At 34.8% G+C, this 25,474-nt stretch carries 26 protein-coding genes and 1 other RNA gene; 17 read left to right on the top strand and 10 right to left on the bottom strand.

Annotated elements, in window-relative coordinates; translation table 11 throughout:
* Window positions 1-51: 51 nt before the first annotated feature.
* From BLW20_RS09820 to BLW20_RS09805, 4 genes are read right to left on the bottom strand one after another with little or no spacing between them, the layout of a single operon-like run.
* Complete coding sequence (locus BLW20_RS09820) at window positions 52-1,887, bottom strand: ABC transporter ATP-binding protein (protein ID WP_091099836.1); 1,836 nt, start codon at window positions 1,885-1,887, stop codon at window positions 52-54.
* Window positions 1,887-3,617, bottom strand: a complete 1,731-nt coding sequence (locus BLW20_RS09815; RefSeq protein WP_091099832.1) for a phospho-sugar mutase — start codon at window positions 3,615-3,617, stop codon at window positions 1,887-1,889. The genes BLW20_RS09820 and BLW20_RS09815 overlap by 1 nt, the downstream gene beginning before the upstream one ends.
* Window positions 3,618-3,634: 17 nt before the next feature.
* Complete coding sequence (locus BLW20_RS09810; protein ID WP_091099831.1) at window positions 3,635-4,591, bottom strand: glycosyltransferase family 2 protein; 957 nt, start codon at window positions 4,589-4,591, stop codon at window positions 3,635-3,637.
* Complete coding sequence (locus BLW20_RS09805) at window positions 4,591-5,139, bottom strand: DUF4199 domain-containing protein (protein ID WP_091099827.1); 549 nt, start codon at window positions 5,137-5,139, stop codon at window positions 4,591-4,593. Before BLW20_RS09805 ends, BLW20_RS09810 begins: the two co-directional genes overlap by 1 nt.
* Window positions 5,140-5,373: 234 nt before the next feature.
* On the opposite strand from BLW20_RS09805, the gene BLW20_RS09800 reads away from it, so the two are divergent.
* A complete protein-coding gene (locus BLW20_RS09800; RefSeq protein ID WP_091099823.1) occupies window positions 5,374-5,625 on the top strand; it encodes a type B 50S ribosomal protein L31 in 252 nt (83 codons plus the stop codon).
* Between the two features lie 69 nt (window positions 5,626-5,694).
* Here BLW20_RS09800 and BLW20_RS09795 read toward each other — a convergent pair whose 3' ends face one another.
* The 4 genes from BLW20_RS09795 to BLW20_RS09780 form a co-directional block, all read right to left on the bottom strand.
* Window positions 5,695-6,309 (bottom strand): hypothetical protein, encoded by a 615-nt coding sequence (locus BLW20_RS09795; RefSeq protein ID WP_143037771.1) that lies wholly within the window; start codon window positions 6,307-6,309, stop codon window positions 5,695-5,697.
* Window positions 6,310-6,585: 276 nt separating this feature from the next.
* Entirely contained in the window at window positions 6,586-7,308 is a 723-nt protein-coding gene (locus BLW20_RS09790; protein ID WP_091099817.1) for a hypothetical protein, read from the bottom strand.
* Between the two features lie 40 nt (window positions 7,309-7,348).
* A complete protein-coding gene (locus BLW20_RS09785; RefSeq protein ID WP_245725307.1) occupies window positions 7,349-9,808 on the bottom strand; it encodes a TonB-dependent receptor in 2,460 nt (819 codons plus the stop codon).
* Between the two features lie 10 nt (window positions 9,809-9,818).
* A complete protein-coding gene (locus BLW20_RS09780) occupies window positions 9,819-11,489 on the bottom strand; it encodes a M23 family metallopeptidase (RefSeq protein WP_091099814.1) in 1,671 nt (556 codons plus the stop codon).
* A 156-nt stretch (window positions 11,490-11,645) separates the two neighbouring features.
* On the opposite strand from BLW20_RS09780, the gene BLW20_RS09775 reads away from it, so the two are divergent.
* The 4 genes from BLW20_RS09775 to rny all read left to right on the top strand — a co-directional run bounded on the left by BLW20_RS09775 (window position 11,646) and on the right by rny (window position 14,025).
* The gene (locus tag BLW20_RS09775; RefSeq protein WP_091099810.1) at window positions 11,646-11,942 is read left to right on the top strand and encodes a hypothetical protein; all 297 of its coding nucleotides are present in this window, start codon (window positions 11,646-11,648) and stop codon (window positions 11,940-11,942) included.
* Between the two features lie 6 nt (window positions 11,943-11,948).
* Window positions 11,949-12,254, top strand: a complete 306-nt coding sequence (locus BLW20_RS09770) for a cell division protein ZapA (RefSeq protein ID WP_091099807.1) — start codon at window positions 11,949-11,951, stop codon at window positions 12,252-12,254.
* 52 nt (window positions 12,255-12,306) lie between these two features.
* Window positions 12,307-12,414: non-coding RNA, 6S RNA (gene ssrS, locus BLW20_RS09765), on the top strand.
* Between the two features lie 48 nt (window positions 12,415-12,462).
* On the top strand, window positions 12,463-14,025 hold the full coding sequence (gene rny, locus BLW20_RS09760) for a ribonuclease Y (RefSeq protein ID WP_091099804.1): 1,563 nt from the start codon (window positions 12,463-12,465) through the stop codon (window positions 14,023-14,025).
* 55 nt (window positions 14,026-14,080) lie between these two features.
* Here rny and BLW20_RS09755 read toward each other — a convergent pair whose 3' ends face one another.
* Window positions 14,081-14,749, bottom strand: a complete 669-nt coding sequence (locus tag BLW20_RS09755; protein WP_091099800.1) for a YceI family protein — start codon at window positions 14,747-14,749, stop codon at window positions 14,081-14,083.
* Window positions 14,750-14,922: 173 nt separating this feature from the next.
* Here BLW20_RS09755 and BLW20_RS09750 point away from each other — a divergent pair, with 173 nt between their 5' ends.
* From BLW20_RS09750 to BLW20_RS09695, 12 genes are all read left to right on the top strand, one after another.
* The gene (locus tag BLW20_RS09750) at window positions 14,923-15,459 is read left to right on the top strand and encodes a nucleotide exchange factor GrpE (protein WP_091099796.1); all 537 of its coding nucleotides are present in this window, start codon (window positions 14,923-14,925) and stop codon (window positions 15,457-15,459) included.
* Window positions 15,460-15,468: 9 nt separating this feature from the next.
* Window positions 15,469-16,593 carry a molecular chaperone DnaJ gene (gene dnaJ, locus BLW20_RS09745; RefSeq protein WP_091099792.1) on the top strand — a complete coding sequence of 375 codons (1,125 nt, stop codon included), beginning with the start codon at window positions 15,469-15,471 and terminating at the stop codon, window positions 16,591-16,593.
* Between the two features lie 146 nt (window positions 16,594-16,739).
* The gene (locus BLW20_RS09740; RefSeq protein WP_091099789.1) at window positions 16,740-17,663 is read left to right on the top strand and encodes an ABC transporter ATP-binding protein; all 924 of its coding nucleotides are present in this window, start codon (window positions 16,740-16,742) and stop codon (window positions 17,661-17,663) included.
* Window positions 17,663-18,952 (top strand): ABC transporter permease, encoded by a 1,290-nt coding sequence (locus tag BLW20_RS09735; RefSeq protein WP_091099785.1) that lies wholly within the window; start codon window positions 17,663-17,665, stop codon window positions 18,950-18,952. Before BLW20_RS09740 ends, BLW20_RS09735 begins: the two co-directional genes overlap by 1 nt.
* 2 nt (window positions 18,953-18,954) lie before the next feature.
* Window positions 18,955-20,118: a sigma-54-dependent transcriptional regulator gene (locus tag BLW20_RS09730; RefSeq protein WP_091099847.1), complete on the top strand. Its 1,164-nt coding sequence runs from the start codon at window positions 18,955-18,957 to the stop codon at window positions 20,116-20,118.
* A gap of 5 nt (window positions 20,119-20,123) precedes the next feature.
* Window positions 20,124-20,753, top strand: coding sequence for a DEAD/DEAH box helicase (locus BLW20_RS09725; RefSeq protein ID WP_091099782.1), 630 nt, complete (start codon window positions 20,124-20,126; stop codon window positions 20,751-20,753).
* An 88-nt stretch (window positions 20,754-20,841) separates the two neighbouring features.
* A complete protein-coding gene (gene fabD, locus BLW20_RS09720; RefSeq protein ID WP_091099778.1) occupies window positions 20,842-21,714 on the top strand; it encodes an ACP S-malonyltransferase in 873 nt (290 codons plus the stop codon).
* A gap of 581 nt (window positions 21,715-22,295) precedes the next feature.
* The gene (locus BLW20_RS09715) at window positions 22,296-22,679 is read left to right on the top strand and encodes an HU family DNA-binding protein (protein WP_091099774.1); all 384 of its coding nucleotides are present in this window, start codon (window positions 22,296-22,298) and stop codon (window positions 22,677-22,679) included.
* 34 nt (window positions 22,680-22,713) lie between these two features.
* Window positions 22,714-23,241, top strand: a complete 528-nt coding sequence (locus tag BLW20_RS09710) for a hypothetical protein (protein ID WP_143037770.1) — start codon at window positions 22,714-22,716, stop codon at window positions 23,239-23,241.
* 9 nt (window positions 23,242-23,250) lie between these two features.
* Window positions 23,251-24,024: a HipA family kinase gene (locus BLW20_RS09705; protein WP_091099769.1), complete on the top strand. Its 774-nt coding sequence runs from the start codon at window positions 23,251-23,253 to the stop codon at window positions 24,022-24,024.
* Window positions 24,014-24,397, top strand: a complete 384-nt coding sequence (locus tag BLW20_RS09700) for a DUF3037 domain-containing protein (RefSeq protein WP_091099766.1) — start codon at window positions 24,014-24,016, stop codon at window positions 24,395-24,397. The genes BLW20_RS09705 and BLW20_RS09700 overlap by 11 nt, the downstream gene beginning before the upstream one ends.
* A 42-nt stretch (window positions 24,398-24,439) precedes the next feature.
* Entirely contained in the window at window positions 24,440-25,027 is a 588-nt protein-coding gene (locus BLW20_RS09695) for a hypothetical protein (RefSeq protein ID WP_091099760.1), read from the top strand.
* A 40-nt stretch (window positions 25,028-25,067) separates the two neighbouring features.
* Here the strand turns inward: BLW20_RS09695 and BLW20_RS09690 are convergent, their stop codons facing one another.
* Window positions 25,068-25,460, bottom strand: a complete 393-nt coding sequence (locus BLW20_RS09690; RefSeq protein ID WP_091099758.1) for a hypothetical protein — start codon at window positions 25,458-25,460, stop codon at window positions 25,068-25,070.
* Window positions 25,461-25,474 lie beyond the last annotated feature (14 nt).

Below are 25,474 nucleotides of genomic sequence, written 5' to 3'. Positions count from 1 at the left end.
AAAGAAGCTGCCCTTTTGGGACAGCCTCTTTAAATTTTAATATGTAAATATTTAGTTTTCAAAAGACTGCAATGAAACCAATTTTGAATACGTTCCATTTTTAGCTAATAACTCATCGTGCGTACCTTGTTCGGCGATTTCGCCGCGGTGCATTACCACAATCATATCTGCTTTTTGAATGGTTGACAATCGATGGGCAATAACCACAGAGGTTCTGTTTTCCATCATTTTTTCCAACGCATCCTGAACCAAACGTTCGCTTTCTGTGTCTAATGCCGAAGTAGCTTCATCCAAAACCATAATCGGAGGGTTTTTCAAAACAGCACGGGCAATCGAAATCCGTTGTTTTTGTCCGCCCGAAAGTTTTCCACCGGCATCGCCAATATTTGTATTGATTCCTTGAGGAAGATTCTGAACAAATTCAAACGCATTTGCAATTTTTAAGGCAGCAACTATTTCTTCATCGGTAGCGTTTAATTTTCCTATTCTTACATTATCGGCAATGCTTCCGTTAAACATAATGCTGTCCTGGGTAACCAAACCTAATTGTTCACGCAATGAAATCAGTTGAAGGTCTTTAATATTGTTTTGATCGATTAAGATTTCACCTTTTTCTACATCATAAAAACGCATCAATAAATTGGCAATAGTACTTTTACCGGAACCCGACTGACCAACCAAAGCAACCATTTTTCCTTTAGGAATTTCTAAATTAAAATTCTTTAAAACATTGCGTTCACCATCGTAAGAAAACGTTACGTTTTGAATGGATATTTTATCGTTAAAACCTTTTATCTCTATTGATTTTTCAGTATCACGGATAACATTTGGCGTATCAATGATTTCAAAAACGCGTTCTGCCGCAGCCATACCGTTTTTAACCTGATAAGTTGCTTTAGAGATGGCTTTTGCAGGAGTTAAAATATTATAAGCCAATGTAATGTATGCTAAAAACAATGCACCGTCTAATGTTTTTTCTACCAAAACCAAGTTTCCGCCGTAAATCAATAAAACGGCAATGGTAACGATTCCCAAAAACTCAGACATAGGCGATGCCAAATTGTTTTTCTTACCAATTTTATTGGTTAAAACGTATAGACGGTCGATTGATTGATTAAACAATCTTTTGAAAAATCCTTCGGCATTGTATCCCTTTACTACTTTTAATCCCGACAACGTTTCTTCTACAATCGAAATCAAATGTCCGTTTTCTTGTTGCGCACGCGTAGATTGCGATTTTAATGATTTTCCTATTTTTGAAATAATAAATCCGGCAATTGGTATAAAAATGAAAACAAACAAAGTAAGTTCCCAACTAATTTTAATCATTGCAATCAGCGAAAAAATAATGGTTAGCGGTTCTTTTACGATTAATTCCAAAACCAGAAAAAAGGAATTTTGTACTTCGTTTACATCGCCTAACATTCGTGCCATTACATCGCCTTTACGTTTTTCAGAATAATAGGCAACGGGTAGCTCTACAATTTTGGCATACATTTTTCGTCTGAAGTCGCGTAAAACACCGGTTTTTAATTTCATTAAATGTTGCAATCCCAAATACCCCGACAGGTTTTTAAGCAAAAAGGTAATAATTACCAGCGAAACCGTTAATACCAATGCGTAATTAGCTCCGTAAGTTTCAGAATAATGTGTAACGTAATAAAAAAGCGTGTCGTTTAAATAGGTATCAATACTTCCCAAACCGTTATAAGTGGGCAATTGGGTAACTTTTTCGCTGTTTCCAAACAATACTTTCAACACGGGGAAAATAAAGACCATTCCCACTGTGCCAAACAAAGCGTATAAAACGTTAAAGATGATGTTCCAAACAATGTTTTTCTTATAATGTAACGCGTAAGGAAGTATCTTTTTTAAATTCTCGTCCATTAATTTAAATTCATATCGTTAATAATGCGCTGAATTTTATCAGTTAGATAATCATCGGCATCTTTAATCTCTTCAACTGATTCAATAGGGGTATTGCTGCTAAAGTAGAACTTTATTTTAGGTTCGGTTCCGCTTGGTCGCGCACAAATTTTAGATCCGTCTTCCAGATAATAAATCAATACGTTTGATTTTGGCAGATACAATGGTTCCGTTTCGTTAGAAAACAAATTGGTAGCTAACGAACTTTGGTAATCTTCAATAAAAACTACACGTTCGCCTGCTATTTCTTTTAACGGGTTGTTGCGGAATTCTGTCATCATATTAGCAATTTCTTCGGCACCGTCTTTTCCTTTCTTGGTTAAAGAAATCAAGTGCTCTTTGTAATAACCAAAATCGACATATAAATTTTGTAATTCTTTGTAAACCGATGAACCCGATGCTTTTGCAATTGCCGCTATTTCACAGATTAACAAGGTAGAAGCCACGGCATCTTTATCACGAACGGCATCGCCCACCATATAACCGAAACTTTCTTCGCCACCACCAATGAATTTTTGTTCAGGGAAATCTTTGATGAACTTCGCGATCCATTTAAAACCGGTCAAGCCCACTTTACAATCAACCTCGTAAGCTTCTGCTAATGCCAAAATCATCGGAGTTGATACTATGGTTGATCCTATAAAATGTTTTTTGCCTTGTAATTTTCCTTCGCGTTTCCATTGTTCCAACAAAAAAGCGGTCATAACAACCATTGCCTGATTTCCGTTCAACAAAATCATTTTTCCTTCATTATCGCGAACGGCAACTCCCAATCGGTCTGAATCCGGATCGGTTCCAATCACAATATCGGCATTTAGTTCGTTAGCCAGATCAATTGCCATTTTCAACGCTTCCGGTTCTTCCGGGTTGGGCGATTTAACCGTAGGAAAATCTCCGTTTGGTTCAGCTTGTTCTTTTACGATATGAACATCGGTATAGCCTGCTTTTTCCAACACATTTGGAACGGCTTTTATTGATGTTCCGTGTAACGATGTATAAACGATTTTTAAATTTTTACGGGCATTTTCAGGTAACTGAAACACTGCGTTTTCAATAGCGGATTTCGCAAAAGCTTCATCGATTTCGGCACCGATGTATTCGATTAAATCCGGATTTGATTCAAACAAAATATCCGAATAATCTAAACGATCAATAACCTGAATAATTTCTTTATCTTGAGGAGGAACTAATTGTCCACCATCTTGCCAGTAAACCTTGTAGCCGTTGTATTCCGGCGGGTTATGCGATGCTGTTAACACAATTCCCGAGTGGCAATTCAAATAACGAACAGCAAAAGACAATTCGGGTGTGGGACGTAAATCCTCGAATAAATATACCTTGATTCCGTTGGAAGAAAATACATCGGCAACCACTTTTGCTAAAGTCTTGCTGTTGTGACGACAATCATAAGCTATCGCTACTTTGATTTGTTCGTTTGGAAATGATTGTTTTAAATACTGCGACAATCCCTGAGTGTTTTTACCCAATGTATATTTATTGATTCGGTTAGTACCCACACCCATAATTCCGCGCATTCCGCCCGTTCCAAATTCTAAATTTTTATAAAAAGCATCTTCCAGTTCTTTTGGAGAAGATGTGATTAATTCTTTGACTAAATTTTGAGTTTCAGCATCAAAAGGCTCTTGAATCCATTTGTTGCTTTGATTTAATATATTTTTTGGAATATCCATTTTATTGTTTTTTTGAGTTATAAATTACGTTGGTCTGAAATTTTATAACGAGCTTCGTTATTTTTATTCCGAAGGATGATTTCGCCCAAAAATCCGGCTAAAAACAGCTGGGTTCCCAAAATCATTGCGGTAAGCGAAATATAAAACCACGGATTGTTTGCTACCAGAACTGCTGGTTCGTGAACAGATAATTTGTACAATTTGTAAATACCAATGAATGCGGCACTGCAAAAACCTACAATAAACATTAACACACCAAGGGCTCCGAACAAGTGCATTGGGCGTTTGCCAAATTTTGATAAAAACCAAATGGTTATTAAATCTAAAAATCCATTGATAAACCGACTCATTCCAAATTTTGAAACGCCGTATTTACGTGCCTGATGTTTTACAATTTTTTCTCCGATTTTTGTAAAACCTGCATTTTTTGCCAATACGGGAATGTAACGGTGCATTTCGCCATATACATCTATGTTTTTTACCACTTTGTTACTGTACGCTTTTAAGCCGCAATTAAAATCGTGTAGTTTTACACTTGATGTTCTGCGTGCTGCCCAGTTAAAAAGTTTCGAAGGAAAGTTTTTTGCCATTACGGAGTCGTAACGCTTCTTTTTCCAGCCGGAAACCAAATCGTATTTTTGATTTACGATCATGTTGTATAAATCGGGAATTTCATCGGGACTATCCTGTAAATCGGCATCCATTGTAATGACCACATCACCTTTAGCAATGGCAAAACCTGAATGTAATGCCTGTGATTTTCCAAAATTCTTCTGAAAGCGGATTCCTTTTACATTAGTATCTTTATTGGAAAGGTCTTCAATAATATTCCACGATTCATCGGTGCTTCCGTCATCAATAAAAACAACCTCGTACGAATAATTGTTTCGTTGCATTACTGCAGTAATCCATTGATATAATTCGGGCAGCGATTCAGCTTCGTTCAATAAAGGAATTAAAATCGTAAGGTTCATTATTGTGCTTTTGGAGTTGAAAATTCTGATCTGTTTTTAAATGTCAATGCAATTAACAAACCTGCAATTGATGAACCTAAAAGATCTTGAGCAAATGAGAAAATTAAAGTCTTAATTGAGAAATTATCGTCGGCGTTATTATTTACCACACTAATTTTTTCATTAATTTCAGCCTGTGATAAATTTAAATCTTCTCCTATTTTTCTTGTCATTTCAATCATCAATTCATTATTTACAATCTTTGCTTCGGGATTTACAAAGTTGAACAAAATGTATTTTGAAAGATAACTTGCTAGAAAACCCAAAACAATCATTATAAAAAAGGCAGTAAAACCTTCTTTAAAAGTAATAAGGTTATTTAAGCGTCTTTTAGTAATCCAAACGCAGCAAATTCCTAAAATTAAAACTACAACTATATTTACGATAGTAAAATATGATTGTACGAACAACGTATAATCTGCAAAGAAAACAATTAGGTTTACCAATACATAGTAAGCCATTAAAATATAACCGAATGTTAAACCTGTTGTTTTATTGATAATATTCATAGTTTTAAGAATTTTATAAAATCTTACAAATATACAAAAATAGATGGTAGAATTTTTTGCTGTTTCATGATAAAAAAAGTCTAAAGTTATGTTTGCAAATTCAAAATATGTTGTAAATTTGCAGTCTGAAAAATAAACAAGTTTAAACAAAAAGCTATTGTTTTGTTTATACCTTTTTGAAATATAAAAGCATCAGAACAAACAATAAGCATTAACATTAAAAATCGATTTATCATGCAAAAAGGTATTCACCCAGAAAATTACAGATTAGTAGCGTTTAAAGATATGTCTAACGATGACGTATTCATCACAAAATCAACCGTTGAAACAAAAGAAACAATAGAAGTTGATGGCGTAGAATACCCGGTTTATAAAATGGAGATTTCGCGTACATCGCACCCATTCTATACAGGTAAATCTAAATTGATTGATACAGCAGGTCGTATCGATAAATTCAAAACAAAATACGCTAAATTCAAAAAATAATTTTTGGATTATTTTAGATAACAAAAAAAGTAGCTCTAAGAGCTACTTTTTTTGTTATACTATATATCTTTATTTTTTAAAACGGTACTGCACACCTAAACCAGCGTTGAAATAACTTGCAGAACCTTGTTTGATTCCTGAACCATTAAATCCGAAGTCTTGACTAAAGTGATTTACAAATGTTCCGTCAAGAAAAACAGCAAACTGGTTAGAGATATTGTATTTTGGCATAATTCCTATTTGTGCTACACCAACCATATCGGTTCCTTTTAAGCTCTCGCTTTTTCCTGAACCCAATCCAAAACCGGCATGTGCGGTTACATCAAAAGGTTGCATTATTCCATTTACAGCTGTTAAAATGTTGTACGTAGCTTCTAATGTCAATTTTCCGTATTTTACACCTGAATCATCTAAATCTTTATGTTGAAAATTTGAACTTGCGAAAGTACCTCTTACCCCCCAAACATCATCAATATGATAATTTATACCTGCTTGAAAAAATTTAAATCCGTTGTAATCGCTTGTTGTAATACCTTCTTTTGGACTTAAAGCTGCATTCATTCCGTATTGTACTTCTATACTTAAATTATCCCACAATGCTCTGTTTGCTTGTGCCTGGATGTTTTGAGCCAACAAAACAAATCCTGATACCAATAAAAGGCTTCTCAATTTATTTTTCATCATATTCTATTTTTAAATGATAACGTTAAAACTCCAAATTTAGTATTTACTTTAATAAAACACCCTATTAAAAGTAAATAAAAGTCAAATAATAGTATTTTCTGTTGAAAGTTTGGATTGTTATATAAATGGATATAAGAACCTTTTAGATAAAACCAACGGGCAACGGTCTATAAAAGAGAATATAGAGCATGAAAACCTTGCTAAAAAATGATTGGAGAAAAGGCTGAAACCAAAATAAATAAAAAAAGCTGTCTTTTTTAGACAGCCTCTTTTTATTTATTTTAAAGGATTATAGGTTTCCGGTTTCCAATCTTCACTTAATAAGTTCACAAAAGAATAATGTATCGCATCTTTAGAATCAAATTCGCCATTTTTGTTGATATCTTCTATAGATCTAAAATACAATTTATCGTCAATAACCTGCCAATCAAGTAATTCGTGATAAGTAGGCGTTAACTTGGTAAATTTTGTTCCGTTAATGTTTGATAGATACAGCGTTTTAATATCATTATCGTCGTATCTGCCATCTTTATTGGTATCCACATCAACCAACGTATAAACCAATAATTGCTTGTTTGTTTTTAATGCCAGTTCATCTAAATAATTGATTGATGAGATCTGCATTTTATTGGTTGTCAAAGGTTTTAAATCTAACGAATCTTTATGCTGAAACATAATATTGGTTATAAATCCCGTAATTTCAGGTGTAGAATAATTTGAAATCTTATAACTTACCTGACTGTTGATTTTTGAACTGCCCGAACGCGTTGAACCGGTATTGTAAATGCGTACATTGCCCACCGGATGTATCAAATAATTTGTTCCGTTGAATTTTATCGGCAAATCGGCAATATTAATTTCAGTAGAATCTATTTTTTGATAGCTGACTTCCGGTGTTTTTTGTTCGGCTTCATAAATAACTTTAGGTGTTTCTGCTTTTTCTTTACACGAAACAAAAACAGCTAAACTAACGGTTAAAAGGGTTATATATGACTTCATAAGTTTCAAATCTATCTTCAAATATAAAGATTTTTCAGCTTTACCAACGCATATTTAGCTTTAAATTAAAAGTTCGCATGGTCATTCGGTTGGGAATGGCATACATTACTTTTGAATACACATCGCGTACCCAGGTATTGGTAATGGCATTTTCGTTATTGAAAAGATTGTAAATTTCAAAACCTACCGCAACTTCTTCAAAAGGCTGTAACCATTTTTTATCTGAAGTAAAGGTTTGATCCTTAAAAATATAAGAAAAACCGGCATCGGTTCTCATATAATTTTTCAAACGGATCTGATAATCATACGGATCTACATACGATGGTGATCCACCAGGTAATCCCGTGTTATACACCTGATTTAAATAGAGTTTTAAGTTGGGTATGGCAGGCATATAATCCTGAAACATCAATCCTAATTTTAAACGCTGATCGGTTGGGCGAGCAATAAATCCTTTGTTGTTATAATTTTCTTCGGTTTTTAAATATCCCACAGAAAACCACGATTCGATTCCCGGAACAATTTCTCCATTCAATCGTACGTCTGCTCCGTAAACATAAGCCTCTGCATTGTTGTCTGCTCTATAACGAATACGCACGTTTTCTAATGTATAGGTGTTTACGTTAGACATATTTTTATAATACAATTCGGTAAACAGTTTAAATGGCGTTTCTTTTATTTTAAAGCTGTAATCATTCGATAAAACCACGTGAACAGCTTGCTGTGCTTTTACATCAGGATTAATCGATCCGTCCATTGCCCGCAGTTCGCGATAGCTTGGTGGCTGATGATACAAGCCACCCGACAAGCGAAAAACCATATCGGTATTATCCCAATTGGGTTTTATGGCAAACTGTGCCCGCGGACTGATTGTAAACTGTGCATCTGATGTTTCGTATCCTTCTGCATCAACATTCCAGTAATGACCTCTAACACCAATATTGACAAAGGTTTCGTGTTCACCAATTGCCCCGCGCTTACTCCATTGTGCAAAACCGTTTAAACGATTGATTTTTACAAAATTTGTTGCCCGAACATTTTGATACGGCAACAATTCGCCTTGATAAGGTTCATACGGTTGGTTATTGGGTGTGGAAAAATACGGATGTGCTAACGAAAACCCGGCAGAATCAACCATTTCCCATTCTACCAAACGATCACGTACATCTTCGCTAACATAACGCACGCCCCATTCTATCTCGTTTTCGCCTCTTTTATGCTGGCCTTTTACTTCAGCACTGACAATTAAGGCATCATAATTATTTCTACCGTGATTCAACTGTGAACCCAAGCCTACGGTGTATTCAACTTCGCCGGCATTTCCGCCTAAATCTCCACTTACATTTCCCATGGCGTATTGCCCCCAAATATCGTAATATTCTTCTTCTTTGGTGTGATATGCCGATGCGATTACCTTATAACTGTTTTCTAAATTGGGCTTGAATACACCTTTTAATGCCCCAAAATAGGTTTGGTACTGATCTATTTCTGAACCTTCGTAATAAACCGACATTTCTTTTGCATCACCAATGGTTCCGAATTTTGTACGTTTTACCAGAGGCGTATATTCATATACATTTTTTGAAGCGTTTAAAAGCAGACTCCACTCCCACTTTGCCGACGGCTGAAAGGTTATTAACGATTGCGCATCTAAATAACGAGGTTTGTAATCAACTTCTACATCTTGTGATTTTACCAGCAAGGCATTGTTTCGGTAACGAAAACCTGTAATGGCTGTCCATTTTTGATCTTTTGATGCCAAATCAACCGTAACGCCACCACCAAGAATACTGGCATCTAACTGTCCGCCAAATTGTGTAGGCTTGCGATAGGTTATATCTAAAACCGATGACATTTTATCGCCGTATTTTGCCTGATAACCACCTGACGAAAAATCGACTTTATCGGTCATAGACGTATTGGTAAAACTTAATCCTTCCTGCTGACCCGAGCGAATTAAAAATGGTCGATACACTTCTATTTCGTTTACATAAACCATGTTTTCATCGTAATTTCCACCACGAACCGCATATTGAGTTGAAAGTTCGTTGTTTGAATAAACGCCCGGAAGTGTTTTTAAAATATTTTCAACACCTGCATTGGCTCCGGGAATTCTGCGGATAACATCGGGCGAAATAATAGTTGTGCCTTCAAAACGCTGACGCAGATTTTTATCGATAACCAATTCCTGCAATTGTTCTGAAGCATCGCTTAAACGAATATTTAATTCAAACGACTGATTTTCTCGTAAAGATTCTACATAGGTAACGGGCAGATAATTTTCTGCCTGAAACTGTATGCTGATATTTTCTGCCGGAGTTACCTCTAAAAAATAAAATCCGTTGGTATTGGTATGTACCTGTTTATGCTGCGCCTGAACCAAAACGTTTTGTACCGGCACATTCTGCTCATTCAAAACAACGCCTTTAATATGAGCCGTTTGTGCAAATCCACAAGCAGAAATCACAAAAAATAAAAAAGTATAGGTGCTTTTTTTCAAAATATCTTATTTAGTTAACAACTATTGTTTGTTCAAATGTTGTGTTATTTCCAACACGGTCAGTTACTTCTAAACGCAACGTATTGGTGCCGGGCGTAAATTTTTCATCGCTCAATTTATGAATTAATTTCTTTGTTTTATAATCGTAATCAAATAAAATCCATTCATTGTTTAAATAACCACTGTAAGTATTGATACCCGACAATTTATCTTCTATTTCAAAAACCAATACGTCTTCTTTAGTAAAGGTCTCGTAATCACTTACAAAATTAACTATTGGATCTGCTTTATCGGTAACCAGCTCATAAGTCCCCAGTTCTTTGGTGCGAATTCTGAAATCGTTTCCACGTTTCCACGTATCAAAATATTTGACTTTTTTTCCATCGGTTTTGCCAATAAACGTTTGGTCTTTATTGGGATAATCATCTGGAACTAACATTTTTATGCTGATGTTTTTTTGAACCGCATATTCATCTTTATGTAAGGTTAATTTGTTGTTTTCTGTTTTAATTTTCAGATAAACATCTTCAAAAAATGTTCGCGCATCCCATTCTACCGAAACATTATTTTCTTCAAAAGCATAATCTTTTAAATAATCGATATATTTTCCGTCAGGTTTTGGCTTTTTATTGATTTGGTAATCGTAATATTTCACAGGAATTTCGATTGTTTGCTTGTTTTCATGTGCATCGAACACTTCAATTTTAAAATTCAAATCTTCACCCTCATTTACAACAATTTGCCCGTTGTTTTTCTTTGTTTTGATCAAACTCAATGGTAAATCATTGACCACAAATAGCTTTTGAATTCTGTTTCCCGACAACTGATAATATTTATAATCAATATACTGGTTCAGATATTTAGATTCATCGAAAGAAAATTCATCAAAAACCACTTCAAAATTTTTAGTTCCGTTAACATAAGTAACCATTCGGTAGATTCCGTTTTTTCCCCGACTTCCGTTTTGTGTATCGTGTGTGTTGATACCAAAACCAATAGTTCCTTTAGCCTGAATGGTATTGCTCTTATAACTGTTGTTTTGTTTGCTTAACGCTATTTCAAAAAACGAGTTTTCATTGTTTATTATTGTTTCATCGGTTATAGGATATACATACACACCGTTAATTATTGCCTGTTCTGTATCGGTAATGGCATCTTTTAGCGAAAAAGCCTGTGCATTTAAAATATGTTCTGTTTTAGTATCCCGAATTTCGTAATGCAGATGTGGACCACCCGAACCACCGGTATTGCCGATATATCCTATAACATCGCCTTTTTTAACAGGAAGTTCTTTTGCCAATGGAAACAATTCGATCTCAAATTGTTTTGATTCATACTGTTTATCGTTAACATATTTTGCAATTTTGTCTCCATAAGCACTTAAATGTCCATAAACAGTGGTGTAACCGTTATTGTGTTTAACGTACAATGCTTTTCCGTAACCAAAACTGCTGACTTTAATTCGGTTTACCACTCCGTCTGCAGGTGCATATACCGGGTCGCCAATTTTATAATTTGCACTAAAATCAACTCCGGCATGAAAATGATTGGGACGCAATTCGCCAAAACTGCCTGCAACCAACAAAGGAATCTTTATGGGAACGTCAAAATCTGTTATGGTTTTGTGTTGTGCCAATGAATTTAAACTTATCAAGAAAAAGCAAAAAAATCTGTAATTCATTTCTAAAAATTTAATTAAGAATAAGATATGAAAAAAAAATCACTTAAAACAAAGCTATTAAATTAAATTAAAACAAATAAACCGTGTTTAATTCATTTTTTTTTTTTATTTTCGACAGAAGAATAGTAATTTTGTAAATATAAATAAGGTTGTATAATGGAAAAACTAAGTGATATCACCCTATCGATTGAAACGAAGTTAAGTAAATTGATACAACATTTGGAAAAAGTTGTAGAAGAGAACAATCAATTAAAAAGTACGCTTCTGCAATACCAAACACAGCAAAACGAATTAAAGCAACAATATCTTGAAGTGCAAAAGCAATATGAAGATTTGAAAATGGTAAATTCGTTATTGGGCAGTGAAGATTTTAAAAAAGAAACAAAACTAAAGATAAATTCATTAGTTCGGGAAATAGATCATTGCATAGCACAATTAACAAACAACGATTAATTGTTTATGGAAGAAAAATTGAAAATAAAAGTTTCTATTGCAGACAGGGTTTACCCTTTAACTGTTCATCCGGAACAAGAAGAAGGAATTCGGGCTGCCGTAAAAAAAATAGAAGCAATGACCTTACAGCTCGAAGAAAATTTTGCCATGCGGGACAAACAAGATGTTCTGGCGTTTTGTGCCTTACAGTTTGCCTCACAAGTAGAGCAAAACAGAATACAAAACGAAGAAGGTTTAGAAGATTCTAAAGAAAAATTAATTGAATTTAATAACAGTTTAGACAATATTTTATTAAAATATCATATAAAATAACAGCTTAATTTAAGTTGTTAAAGCACTGCTCACATTAGCTCCTGTTTGATAAACTCAACACTAACAAATTAAAATGGGCGAAGCATTATCACTAAAGCATGCCATCTTTGAATGGATCCTTGAACGGTAAGATAGCTCAAAACTTGTTTTCCTAGAGTTTATGCAACTCTTCTAATGTGAGCTTTTTTTATTAACTATTTACACACTAATGGAGACAATAATAATTATTTGTGCAATTATAGCAGGTGCAGTAATTGGTTTTGCAGTAGCAAAATACCTGGAAAAAAACAACGCATCGTCTATAATAAAGAATGCACAAAACGAAGCCAAAGGAATTTTAAAAGACGCACGAGCGGAAGGGGAAACAATTAAAAAAGACAAAATCCTTCAGGCAAAAGAAAAGTTCATTGAATTAAAATCTGAACACGAACAGGTTATTTTATCGCGCGACAAAAAAATGGCTGAAGCCGAAAAAAGGACCCGTGACAAAGAATCGCAAATTTCTAACGAATTAAACCGTGCAAAAAAGGCAGCAGACGAAAGCGAAAAAACAATCAAAGAATACGCTGTAAAACTGGAAGCCTTAGAGAAAAAACAAGAAGAAACCGAAAAATTACACCGCGTTCAGGTAGAAAAACTTGAACAAATTGCTGGCTTAACCGCAGACGAGGCAAAATTACAATTAGTAGAAAGCCTTAAAGCAGAAGCTAAAACACAGGCAATGGCTTACATACAAGACACCGTTGAAGAAGCTAAAATGACCGCCCAGCAAGAAGCCCGTAAAATCATCATCAACACCATTCAGCGTGTAGGTACCGAAGAAGCTATTGAGAACTGCGTGTCGGTTTTCAATATTGAATCAGACGATGTTAAAGGACGAATCATTGGTCGTGAAGGTAGAAATATCCGTGCTTTAGAAGCAGCAACCGGTGTTGAAATTATTGTTGACGACACGCCGGAAGCAATTATCCTTTCATGTTTTGATCCTGTAAGAAGAGAAATCGCCCGTTTATCACTGCACAGATTGGTGACAGACGGTCGTATTCACCCTGCAAGAATTGAAGAGGTTGTTGCCAAAACAGCTAAACAGATAGATGAAGAAATCGTCGAAACCGGTAAACGTACCGTTATTGATTTAGGTATTCACGGATTACACCCCGAATTAATTAAAATGGTGGGACGTATGAAATACCGTTCTTCATACGGTCAAAACCTTTTACACCACTCACGCGAGGTTGCTAAACTTTGCGGATTAATGGCTGCAGAATTAGGATTAAACGTTAAATTGGCAAAACGTGCCGGCTTGTTACACGATATTGGTAAAGTACCTGAAACAGAAAGCGATTTACCACACGCATTATTAGGAATGCAACTGGCAGAAAAACACGGTGAAAAACCGGAAGTTTGTAACGCCATTGGTGCCCACCACGACGAAATTGAAATGACTGCCTTAATTTCGCCAATTATCCAGGTTTGCGATGCTATTTCAGGTGCAAGACCAGGAGCCCGCAGACAAGTTTTAGATTCGTATATTCAACGTTTAAAAGATTTAGAAGCCATTGCTTACGGATTTGGCGGAATTAAAAACGCATACGCAATTCAGGCAGGTAGAGAATTACGCGTAATTGTAGACTGTGAAAAAGTATCTGATGAACTGGCTTCGAATTTATCGTTTCAGATTTCGCAAAAAATTCAAACCGAAATGACTTATCCCGGTCAGGTAAAAGTAACGGTAATTAGAGAAACAAGAGCAGTAAATATTGCGAAGTAACCCTTTTATATATAATAAAAAAATCCCGCGAATTGCGGGATTTTTTTATTCCAAATTATTTAGTTGCTTTTAAAGAAACTGTTAATTTAATATTGTCATTGATTACTTTATCACCGGCTAAATCTTTAACAACAGAGCCAGAGTTAAAATTCACACCCCATTTTGTTCTGTCAATTTCAAAAGGATCAGAAACCACCGTTACATCCGTATCAGTTACAACAACTGTAGCAGGAAATTTAATAGCGTGAGTAGTTTCTTTAACAGTTAAATTACCTTCAACCATTTGTTTTGCGTTTTCTTCAGAAACACTTGTAATTTCAAAAGTAGCAGTCGGGAATTTTGATACATTAAAGAAATGGTCTGCGTTTTCTGCGGTAGCTCCTTTTAAATGCCCTTCTAATCCGGCTTTTTTCTCAGCATCTGTAATATCGGTAACATTAATAGAGTTCATATCAATTGTAAATTTACCACCTGTAACAACATTATCGGTTACAAAAACTTCTCCGTCTTTTAAAGAAATCGTTCCGGTATGTTGGTCTCCGGAAACTTTACCGCCAACCCAGTCAATTTTAGAGTCAGTTACGTTTGTAGTGTATGTTACAGCATCAGCCGTTTGTGTTGCAGTTTCTATAGCATCAGTAGTTTCAACAGTTGCATTCTCTTTTTTACATGCAGTGAATGATAAAGCTGCTAATACAACTAAAGCAATTACATTTTTTTTCATAATCTTTAATTTTAATTTAGTACAAATATATTTAAAAACTTTATTCAACAAACTAAAATGAATAATAACAACTATTTTCTTAACATAGATTAACGATATAAAACTGCCAATTTGTCTAAAAACCAACTATGGCTTTAATTTTGCTTAGAGTGATTTAGTAAAATGTAAGGAAAATGGAAAACGAAGAATTGAAAAACCAAGATACAGAACAAAATACAGAAAATATATCTGAAAACGAAATAGCTGATACCGCAGAAAAATTATCAGAAACACAGCAATTAGAGGAACAATTAGCTGCCGAAAAGGACAAGTTTTTAAGACTGTTTGCTGAGTTTGAAAATTTTAGAAAAAGAACAGCTCGCGAACGATTAGATCTGTTTGCCACAGCTAATGAAGATGTAATGAAAGGAATTTTACCTGTTTTAGATGATTTTGACAGAGCCATTGCTCAAATGGAAACCTTAGGCGAAAGTGAACACTTGACAGGATTTAACCTGATCGCAACAAAATTGCGTGACAATTTGTCTGCAAAAGGATTAAGTCTGGTTGAAATAAATAAAGGTGATGCATTTAATGCAGATATTTCAGAAGCAGTTACACAAATTCCTGCAGGCGATGATTTAAAAGGAAAAATCGTTGACGTAATTGAAAAAGGATACAAATTAGGTGATAAAATCATTCGTTTTCCAAAAGTGGTTATCGGACAATAAAAGGTTAAGATGAAGAAAGATTATTACGAAATATTAGGTATTGACAAAAGTGCCGACGCTGCTGCGATAAAAAAAGCCTATCGGAAAAAAGCTATTGAATTTCACCCTGATAAAAATCCGGGAGATAAAGAAGCTGAAGAAAACTTTAAACTGGCAGCCGAAGCTTATGAAGTTTTAAGCGATCCGGATAAAAAAGCCCGTTATGACCAATATGGTCACGCTGCATTTGAAGGTGCCGGCGGATTTGGCGGTGGCGGATTTAACAACATGGAAGATATTTTCAGTCAGTTTGGAGATATTTTTGGTAGTGGTTTTGGCGGCTTCGGTGGTTTCAGCGGATTTGGTGGCAGTAGCGGTCAACGTCGTGTAAAAGGATCAAGTTTACGCATAAAAGTAAAACTTACTTTAGAAGATATTGCTAACGGTGTAGAGAAAAAAGTTAAAGTAAAACGCAAAGTAAAGGCAGCCGGTGTTACATATAAAACTTGCGGAACCTGTAACGGGTCCGGACAAGTAATGCGAGTTCAAAATACCATTTTAGGTCGCATGCAAACCTCTTCTCCATGTCCTACCTGTCATGGTTCTGGTCAGATTTTAGATCACAAACCAAAGGATGCCGATGCAGAAGGAATGATCACTGCAGAAGAAACCGTATCAATTAAAATACCTGCCGGTGTTTCAGACGGAATTCAGCTAAAAGTGTCAGGCAAAGGAAACGAAGCTCCTGGCGCAAACAGTATTCCTGGTGATCTAATTGTTGTAATTGAAGAAATCGAACACGAATTTTTAAAACGTGAAGGCGAAAACATTCATTATGATTTGTATTTGAACATTGCCGATGCTGCTTTAGGTGGATCTAAAGAAATAGATACCGTGAACGGAAAAGTGCGTATCAAAATAGAAGAAGGAATACAATCTGGCAAAATTTTGCGATTAAAAGGCAAAGGTTTACCAAGTTTAAACGGCTACGGAAACGGAGATTTCTTAATACACATCAACATTTGGACACCTAAAAAATTAACAAAAGAACAAAAAGATTTCTTCGAAAGAATGAAGGATGACGACAATTTTATACCACATCCGCAAAAAGGAGACAAAAGTTTTTTTGAAAAAGTAAAAGAAATGTTTTCATAATTCAAATTTGTTTTATAGATTTGCGATACACTTATAAAACGGTGGATTTTCTTTTTCATAGCAATTTTTCCCATCCTTGTATTCACAAGGATGGGTTTTTTTTGCAACTGTTTCGTAGCTTTGTAAAAATAACATCAAAATAAATTATGACCCCAATATTAGAAGTAAACAATGTTGTTAAAAAGTATGGCAAAAAAACCGCTTTAAACAATGTTTCTTTATCTATACCGCACGGCAGCATTTACGGACTTTTAGGTCCAAACGGTGCCGGAAAAACTTCGCTTATTCGCATTATAAACCAAATTACTTTTCCCGATAGCGGCGAAATTTTATTAGACGGCGAAAAGTTAAGTCCAAAACACGTACAACATATTGGTTATATGCCCGAAGAACGCGGTTTATACAAAAGTATGAAGGTAGGCGAACAAGCTTTATATCTGGCACAATTAAAAGGGATTTCTAAAGACCAAGCCAAAAAACAATTGAAATATTGGTTTGAAAAATTAGAAATCGGCGATTGGTGGAACAAAAAAATTCAGGAACTATCAAAAGGTATGGCACAGAAAATTCAGTTTGTGGTTACCGTTCTGCATCAACCAAAATTGTTGATTTTCGATGAGCCTTTTTCAGGCTTCGATCCTGTAAATGCCAACATTATTAAAGACGAAATCTTAGAATTAAAGAAAAAGGGCAGCACCATTATTTTTTCAACACACCGAATGGAAAGTGTAGAAGAGCTTTGTGATGAAATTGCCTTAATTCACAAATCAAACAAATTATTAGACGGCTCTTTAATCGATATTAAAAAACAATATCGTTCCAATACGTTTGATTTGGGAATCAATACGCAGAACGAACAACAATTGAAAGATTTTCTGAATGCAAAATATCAAATCGAAGATACGTTTTTTAAATCTTTAGATAATGAACTGAAATTGTCTGTAAATTTAAACAGAAAACCTGTGAATGAATTACTTCAAGATTTAATTCCGTTTGGGCAAATCACACATTTTTCTGAAAAAATTCCGAGCATCAACGATATTTTTATTCAAACTGTAACCAATAACTAATGGGCGTTTTATCCTTAATTATAAAAAGAGAATTTATTTCTAAAGTTCGAAATAAATCATTCATAGTGATGACTTTTGTTAGTCCGCTTATTTTTGTGGCAGTTGCAGCACTGATCGGATACTTAAGTTCAATGAAAACCGAAGTGAAACATATTGGCATACACGATGAAAGCGGGATGTTCGTCAACGATTTTAAAAGCAACGAAAGTTATAAATACCACGATGTTTCTAAAATCGATCCAAAAATATTGAAAGACAGCGTTTCGCAGGCAAATTATGAGGGCATCTTGTTTATTCCTTCAAAAGAAAATCTGAAAGATTACGAAGAAGCGATTGAATATGTTTCCGAAGACAGTCCCAGTATTGGCTTCATTGCCGATGTAGAATCTAAGCTTTCAGATAAATTAATGCGTCAGAATTTAAGTTCAAAAGGCATTGATACGGTGCTGTTAGATCAATCTAAAATTGATGTAACCATGCACTTAACCAAAGCATCGGGCGAAGAAACCGTTAAAGGGCTGAACGAAATGAAAGTTGCTATTGGCTCGGCATTTGGTTACTTGATTATGATGTTCATTATTATTTACGGAAATATGGTGATGCGCAGCGTTATTGAAGAGAAAACCAACCGAATCATTGAAATCATTGTATCATCTATTAAACCGATACAATTAATGATGGGAAAAATCATTGGTACCACTTTTGCCGGTATATTACAGTTTGTTATCTGGGCAATTGTAGGAATGATTTTATTAGTAATAGCCAATACCGTATTTGGTTTAAACACATCAACACCTACAACAGAACTGGCAATGGAAACTGCTAAATTTGCCAATGTAAAAGTATATTTTGCTGAGTTTCTAAAACTTCCTTTGTTAAGCATGATTGCTTACTTCCTGATTTATTTCATTGGCGGGTATTTCTTGTATAGCTCATTGTATGCTGCCATTGGTGCCGCAGTTGATAATGAAACCGATACCCAACAGTTTATGTTTCCCGTAATTATGCCGTTGATGTTGGGTGTTTATATTGGTTTTTTCACCGTAATGAATGAACCGCACGGAACCGTAGCAACCATTTTTTCCATGATTCCGTTTACCTCGCCAATTGTAATGTTAATGCGTATTCCGTTTGGTGTGCCGTTTTACCAAATTGCACTTTCAATTGCACTTTTATTTGCTACCTTTATAGCTATTGTTTGGGTAGCTTCAAAAATTTACCGCGTAGGTATTTTAATGTACGGCAAAAAACCAACCTGGAAAGAACTTGTAAAATGGCTAAAATATTAAGTATGGCTAAAATATTAATTATAGAAGACGAAGCCTCCATCCGCAGAGTGTTATCTAAAATATTGGCAGAAGAAAACGATCAGTATGTGGTTTCTGAAGCTGCCGACGGAGAAGAAGGTTTAGAAAAAATAAAAAACGATGATTTTGATTTAGTTATTTGCGATATAAAAATGCCCAAAAAAGACGGCGAAGAAGTATTGCAGGAAGCTAAAAAAATAAAACCCGAAACACCTTTTATCATGATTTCGGGTCATGGCGATTTAGAAACAGCCGTTAATACCATGCGTTTAGGTGCTTTTGATTACATTTCAAAACCGCCCGATTTAAACCGATTGCTGACAACCGTTCGCAATGCATTAGACAATAAATTGTTGATTGTTGAAAACAAACGTTTAAAAAAGAAAGTAAGTAAAAGCTATCAAATGATTGGTGAAAGCGAACCTATTCAGCAAATCAAAGACATGGTTGATAAGGTTGCCGAAACCGATGCGCGCGTGTTGATTACCGGACCAAACGGAACAGGAAAAGAACTGGTGGCACATAACCTGCATGAAAAAAGTAATCGTTCGCAATATCCGTTGATAGAAGTAAACTGTGCGGCAATTCCATCAGAATTAATCGAAAGCGAATTGTTTGGTCACGTAAAAGGTGCGTTTACATCAGCCGTTAAAGACCGAGCCGGGAAATTTGAAGCTGCAGACAAAGGAACGATCTTTTTAGATGAAATCGGCGATATGAGTCTGGCTGCACAAGCAAAAGTATTACGTGCGTTGCAGGAAAACATGATTACCAGAGTGGGTGCCGATAAAGACATTAAGGTTGATGTTCGTGTGATTGCAGCAACCAATAAAGATCTGCGTAAAGAAATTGAAGAAGGCAGATTCCGTGAAGATTTGTACCATCGTTTGGCGGTGATTCTTATAAAAGTTCCGGCATTGAATGATCGCAGAGACGACATTCCGTTATTGATAGAACATTTTACAAAGAAAATTGCAGACGAAAACGGCAGTGCACAAAAAACATTTTCTACCGATGCCATAAATCTTTTAAAAGCATACGATTGGACGGGAAATATCCGTGAATTGCGAAATGTGGTAGAACGATTGATTATTTTAGGCGGAAAAGAAATATCTAAGTCCGATGTAGAATTATTTGCATCAAAATAAACAAAATGAATTTAAAAAAGATACATCCAAAATTACAGCAAGCCTTAATTGAAAACGGTTTAACCGAAGCTCCAAATGTTATTAAAGAAGCTTTTGGAACCATAAAATCGGGCAACGATGTGGTTTTAATCATAGAAAATCAGGAAGAAAGAGAAGAAACCATCGCTATATCGGTCATTCAGCGGTTGGAAAAAGCTTTTATGCTGTCGCCACGTGCATTGGTAATTGTTCAGGACAAACCACAGGCATTACAAATGGAAACAGTGTTTAAAAAACTAGCAAAATACACCGGTTTGCGTATTTTTATGACGCACGATAAAACCGATTTAGATGAAGATAAAAACCAGATTTCTATAGGAATCGATGTTTTAATTGGTACCCCCGAACGCTTGAATTTTATGTTTGGAAATGCCGGTTTTGATGTAAACCAGCTAAAAATGTTGGTTATTAACGATACCGATGAATTGCTTCGTTTGCGACACGATACCCGTTTGTACCGCTTGTCTGAAAGTATTGGCAAAACACAACGTTTATACGTATCTGAACAAGAAACCGAACGTTTAGAAATCTTTGTTGATAAAACCATGTTAGACAGCTACTGGTTTTCAGATGAGGAAGATTTTGATGAGGAATAGTTTCATTTGAAAATACTCACGTTATATTTTACCCGTTTTTATCTCTCAATATTCCTTATTTTTGCATAAATAAACTAACATCAATTATATGAAAGCATACGTATTTCCAGGTCAGGGAGCTCAATTTTCAGGAATGGGTAAAGACCTATATGAAACATCAGAAGTTGCCAAAGAACTATTTGATAAAGCCAATAACATTTTAGGTTTCAACATTACTGAAATCATGTTTAACGGAACAGATGAGGAGCTAAAACAAACCAAAGTTACACAACCTGCAGTATTTTTACACTCGGTTATTTTAGCGAAAACCCTACCCGATTTTAAACCTGAAATGGTTGCCGGACATTCGTTAGGCGAATTTTCAGCGTTGGTTGCCAACGGAACATTATCTTTTGAAGACGCGTTGCAATTAGTATCTAAACGAGCTATGGCAATGCAAAAAGCCTGCGAAATTACCCCTTCTACAATGGCTGCCGTTTTAAATTTAGACGATAAAGTGGTTGAAGATATTTGTGCGTCGATTGACGGTGTTGTGGTTGCAGCAAATTACAATTGCCCTGGACAATTGGTTATTTCAGGTGAAACAAAAGCTGTGGAATTAGCTTGCGAAAAAATGAAAGAAGCCGGTGCAAAACGTGCGTTGATCTTACCTGTGGGTGGAGCTTTTCATTCGCCAATGATGGAACCTGCACGCGAAGAATTAGCTGCAGCAATCGAAACAACTACCTTCCACACTCCTATTTGTCCGGTGTACCAAAACGTAACGGCTTCAGCCGTGTCTGATCCGGCAGAGATTAAGAAAAACCTTATCACGCAATTAACCGCTCCTGTTCGTTGGACACAATCGGTACAACAAATGATTGCCGATGGTGCTACTTCATTCACAGAAGTTGGTCCTGGAAAAGTATTGATGGGATTGATTAACAAGATTAATAAAGACGTGGAAACGATTAAAGGATAATATATTTAAGAACGACTTTCGAAAGGAAGTCGTTTTTTTATGTTATAACGTGAGTTCGATTATTATTTGCTTGATTTTGATACACAAGCTCCATAAATAGCGTCGGGTTTTAACCCGATGCTAAAAAAGAAGCAGATTAGTAGGGCTTTAGCCACACAGTTTGGCTAAAGCCTGGGAACATACAACTCTATGAAAAAACCGGCTAAAGCCACGTTGCTACTCATTTTTACGTTCTGTTATTAATCGAATTCAGGTTTATACTATTGGAAAAATTACTTGAAAACCAACACCACGAACGGATTGTATCTTAATACGATCATCATATTGAAAATATTTTCTTAAACCAGAACAATTATTTCATGGATTCAACCGATACTCAAAAATTTATTATTACACTTCGTTATCATTTTGGTAATCAACAGGTAAAATCAATCCAAAAAGTAGAAGGTACAGAAGAACAAAACCGATTGTAACAAGTAAAAGCACACGTGTATTTAATAAAATAATCTATATAAAATTTACAAATTATATAGATTATTTTTTAATTTTATATAGATAAAAATATACAAATCACATTTGTTATGGCATTACCTTACGTTATATCGCACCGCAAAAATAGCTTGCATCCCAACAAAGAGTCGCAATATTTTTTAAAATTGGTACAGAACAACCTTGTTGATTTAGATCATATTTGCAAAGAAATCGAGAAAGAAAGCACCCTTACCGCCCCGGATATTTATGCGGTAGCAGTGGCACTGCAAAACAAAATAATGGAACATTTGGCAAACGGTAACAGCGTAAAACTTGATTTTTTAGGCAAATTTTCAATGGGTGCTAAAGCCAAAGCGTGTACCGATAAAGAATTAGTAACAGCGAAAAGCATAGTCAAATTTCACATCAACTACCAACCCTCTGCAAAAACCAAAAAGTGGTTGAAACAGGATTTTGTTTTAAAGAAGAAATAAAATCGTAGTTTTACTTTCTATTAAAAAACGAATTATGAGATATTTTTATTTGCTTATTATTGTTTGTGTGTTGGGTTGTCAACCTAAAGAAGACAAACCTGAATTGGATTATGTGAAGATTGATGTTTATCCTATGCAATATCATATACCTTCGTCAATAACAATTGATTTTAAAAGTAGAATAGTTACATTTAGCGATTTATCTCAATTACAAATTATTCCAGAAGATTGTGGTTTTATCTCTGATAAACTCGAACCTAATGTAGAATTTAATCTTTTACATTTAAATGAAGAAGAATTTAATGAATTGAAAAAGATAATAAATATGAATTTTTTAAATTCAGTGCGACAACTCAATTACTCTGAATTTTATGATGAAGGAACAATGTTTAGAATAAGCATTTCAAACAATGATAAAATCTATGCAACCGGAAAATTTTTAAAGTTCGAACAAAGCTTAGATAAAAGAAAGATTTTCGAAGTTCTAAAAATAATAAAAAAGCATACAAACTCCGAATTCAATAAAAAATATATAAACGATATTTCACGATATCTTTACTAAAATAAAACAATGATCCCAAATTTACGAACAGTAACCGTTACCCGATATATCACGCCTTTGAGAGAAGGTGGTTCTTTACCTGCCTTGGCAGAAGCAGATGACGATTTTAAATATGTGATTAAATTCCGTGGCGCTGGTCATGGAGTAAAAGCATTAATTTCTGAACTTTTAGGCGGATTAATCGCTAAATATTTAGGTTTACCCGTACCCGAACTGGTTTTTATTGAACTAGATGAAGCTTTTGGGCAAACCGAAGGCGACGAGGAAATTCAGGATTTGTTGAAATTTAGCAAAGGGCTGAATCTTGGTTTACACTACTTGTCCGGTGCAATTACTTACGATGTTGCTATCAACGATTGCGAAGAACTTTTGGCATCTAAAATTGTATGGTTGGACAGTTTTATTACCAATGTTGACCGTACCTTTCGCAACACCAACCTCTTGATTTGGCACAAAGACTTGTGGTTGATAGATCACGGAGCATCGTTCTATTTTCATCATAACTGGAGCAATTGGGAGAAAACTTCTGTAACGCCTTTTCCGTTGATTAAAGATCATGCACTAATTCACAAAGCAACCAAATTGCAGGAAGCACACAATGAATTTACCTCAAAATTAAACGATGATGTGTTGCGTGAAATCGTAAATAAAATTCCTGACGAGTTTTTAAACTGGGAAGAAGGTCCTTCGAATGATGAAATCCGAGAGGTCTATTTTAAATTTTTGTCAAACCGATTGGCACATGCCGATATTTTTCTAAAAACGGCTCAGGATGCAAGATAAAGTAGTATATGAATACGCAGTAATTCGTGTTGTTCCAAAGGTTGAACGCGAAGAATTTATCAATGTTGGTTTGATTTTGTTCAGCAAACGCAAACGTTTTATCCGGTTTGAATACCAGATTCCCGAAGAAAAAATCAGAAGTTTCTGTCAAGAATTTGACATTGAACAGCTGAAAGAAAATTTGGAATCGTTTGCAAAAATCTGCTCCGGAGCTAAAGACGGCGGACCGATTGCCCAATTAGAACCCGATGAAAAATTCCGCTGGATTACCGCCGTAAAAAGTTCAAGTATTCAATCATCAAGACCACACCCCGGTTTTTCAAATGATTTGAATGCAACATTTGAAAGGTTGTATAACGAATTGGTAAAATGATAATTAGTAAATTTGAAAATTAGATAATTTGGAGATTTGAAAATGAAATATATTCTTTATTCAGTGCTATTTATAACCTTTTTTTCTTGTAATAAAAAAGAAGAAAACAAGCCAATACAAAAAATTGAAAAAGAATATATTACTGATCCTTTAGTTTATGAGGTAATAAATGCTGTTTTGGATATGCCTGAAATAAAAAAAGATTCAGCAAAATATATGTTGAATACAGCTAACTTATTTCTCTTTGATTTAGGAATGGACGGCGAAGATTTTTTCTTTCATGCAGAAAAATATTTTGGAGCGATTGATACCGTTTCGATTGAAAATCAAATAAAAAAATCAAGATATAGTTTTTATAAACAAGAAGAAATCAAAAGTTATCAACTTATCGATTATGATTTGACTTCTATCAATACCGATGAAGAATTAGATAGTTTAAATAATTCAGTCAATAAGTATATTCCTCATCTTTCAATTAGTTTTCCAATATTTAACAAGGAGAAAAACATAGCTCACATATCTTATTATTACTATTGTGGCTTTTTATGTGGTTTAGGAAAACAAATGTTCATAAAAAAGGTTAATAATAAATGGGAAATTCTAATTGTTTACAATGAAACCATATCCTAATAGATACTAAAAAAACTTATCTTTGCCCCGATACAAGGAATCAGCTTGCATAATTTATCTTTTGTTTCTTGATATGTTTTTTAAAAACTTTTTTTAAATCTTTATAAATACTACCTTTTAAAGGATTGTTTTCAATTGCTTCTAAAGCTTTATCGACTTTAACACTTAAAGGGATTTCTTTAAAAATACTGTATGAAAAACTACTATCCTTTTCAATTTCATCAATTACGCCTTGTGGGTCATTTTCAATTAATATTATCAACATTGTATAATCCTTCTCTTTTATCGCATAATCAAAAAGATTTTTATATTCACCGTCTTCTTTGAGCACAGGAGGAATAATACATTCCACTTTTTCTTCATGCGTGCCTTCTATCTGAGCATTGCACCACAAAGAAAAAAGAACCATCATAATCGTTATATACTTCTTCATAATTTATCTATTTT

The sequence above is a fragment of the Paenimyroides marinum genome, assembly GCF_900108395.1.
In the GTDB taxonomy this organism is placed as follows: Bacteria; Bacteroidota; Bacteroidia; order Flavobacteriales; family Flavobacteriaceae; genus Flavobacterium; species Flavobacterium marinum.
The sequence above is the reverse complement of the archived record's forward strand: the minus strand, read 5'-3'. Positions and strand labels throughout refer to the sequence as shown.

What these genes read in the sequence shown, in the direction of transcription:
- fabD (WP_091099778.1), top strand. Translation starts at nt 20,842, where the DNA reads ATGAAAGCATACGTATTTCCAGGTCAGGGAGCTCAATTTTCAGGAATG.
- BLW20_RS09735 (WP_091099785.1), top strand. Translation starts at nt 17,663, where the DNA reads ATGGGCGTTTTATCCTTAATTATAAAAAGAGAATTTATTTCTAAAGTT.
- BLW20_RS09755 (WP_091099800.1), bottom strand. Translation starts at nt 14,749, where the DNA reads ATGAAAAAAAATGTAATTGCTTTAGTTGTATTAGCAGCTTTATCATTC.
- BLW20_RS09795 (WP_143037771.1), bottom strand. Translation starts at nt 6,309, where the DNA reads ATGATGAAAAATAAATTGAGAAGCCTTTTATTGGTATCAGGATTTGTT.
- BLW20_RS09740 (WP_091099789.1), top strand. Translation starts at nt 16,740, where the DNA reads ATGACCCCAATATTAGAAGTAAACAATGTTGTTAAAAAGTATGGCAAA.
- BLW20_RS09810 (WP_091099831.1), bottom strand. Translation starts at nt 4,591, where the DNA reads ATGAACCTTACGATTTTAATTCCTTTATTGAACGAAGCTGAATCGCTG.
- BLW20_RS09700 (WP_091099766.1), top strand. Translation starts at nt 24,014, where the DNA reads ATGCAAGATAAAGTAGTATATGAATACGCAGTAATTCGTGTTGTTCCA.
- BLW20_RS09770 (WP_091099807.1), top strand. Translation starts at nt 11,949, where the DNA reads ATGGAAGAAAAATTGAAAATAAAAGTTTCTATTGCAGACAGGGTTTAC.
- rny (WP_091099804.1), top strand. Translation starts at nt 12,463, where the DNA reads ATGGAGACAATAATAATTATTTGTGCAATTATAGCAGGTGCAGTAATT.
- BLW20_RS09715 (WP_091099774.1), top strand. Translation starts at nt 22,296, where the DNA reads ATGGCATTACCTTACGTTATATCGCACCGCAAAAATAGCTTGCATCCC.
- BLW20_RS09725 (WP_091099782.1), top strand. Translation starts at nt 20,124, where the DNA reads ATGAATTTAAAAAAGATACATCCAAAATTACAGCAAGCCTTAATTGAA.
- dnaJ (WP_091099792.1), top strand. Translation starts at nt 15,469, where the DNA reads ATGAAGAAAGATTATTACGAAATATTAGGTATTGACAAAAGTGCCGAC.
- BLW20_RS09815 (WP_091099832.1), bottom strand. Translation starts at nt 3,617, where the DNA reads ATGGATATTCCAAAAAATATATTAAATCAAAGCAACAAATGGATTCAA.
- BLW20_RS09800 (WP_091099823.1), top strand. Translation starts at nt 5,374, where the DNA reads ATGCAAAAAGGTATTCACCCAGAAAATTACAGATTAGTAGCGTTTAAA.
- BLW20_RS09820 (WP_091099836.1), bottom strand. Translation starts at nt 1,887, where the DNA reads ATGGACGAGAATTTAAAAAAGATACTTCCTTACGCGTTACATTATAAG.
- BLW20_RS09710 (WP_143037770.1), top strand. Translation starts at nt 22,714, where the DNA reads ATGAGATATTTTTATTTGCTTATTATTGTTTGTGTGTTGGGTTGTCAA.
- BLW20_RS09780 (WP_091099814.1), bottom strand. Translation starts at nt 11,489, where the DNA reads ATGAATTACAGATTTTTTTGCTTTTTCTTGATAAGTTTAAATTCATTG.
- BLW20_RS09705 (WP_091099769.1), top strand. Translation starts at nt 23,251, where the DNA reads ATGATCCCAAATTTACGAACAGTAACCGTTACCCGATATATCACGCCT.
- BLW20_RS09695 (WP_091099760.1), top strand. Translation starts at nt 24,440, where the DNA reads ATGAAATATATTCTTTATTCAGTGCTATTTATAACCTTTTTTTCTTGT.
- BLW20_RS09790 (WP_091099817.1), bottom strand. Translation starts at nt 7,308, where the DNA reads ATGAAGTCATATATAACCCTTTTAACCGTTAGTTTAGCTGTTTTTGTT.
- BLW20_RS09750 (WP_091099796.1), top strand. Translation starts at nt 14,923, where the DNA reads ATGGAAAACGAAGAATTGAAAAACCAAGATACAGAACAAAATACAGAA.
- BLW20_RS09730 (WP_091099847.1), top strand. Translation starts at nt 18,955, where the DNA reads ATGGCTAAAATATTAATTATAGAAGACGAAGCCTCCATCCGCAGAGTG.
- BLW20_RS09805 (WP_091099827.1), bottom strand. Translation starts at nt 5,139, where the DNA reads ATGAATATTATCAATAAAACAACAGGTTTAACATTCGGTTATATTTTA.
- BLW20_RS09690 (WP_091099758.1), bottom strand. Translation starts at nt 25,460, where the DNA reads ATGAAGAAGTATATAACGATTATGATGGTTCTTTTTTCTTTGTGGTGC.
- BLW20_RS09775 (WP_091099810.1), top strand. Translation starts at nt 11,646, where the DNA reads ATGGAAAAACTAAGTGATATCACCCTATCGATTGAAACGAAGTTAAGT.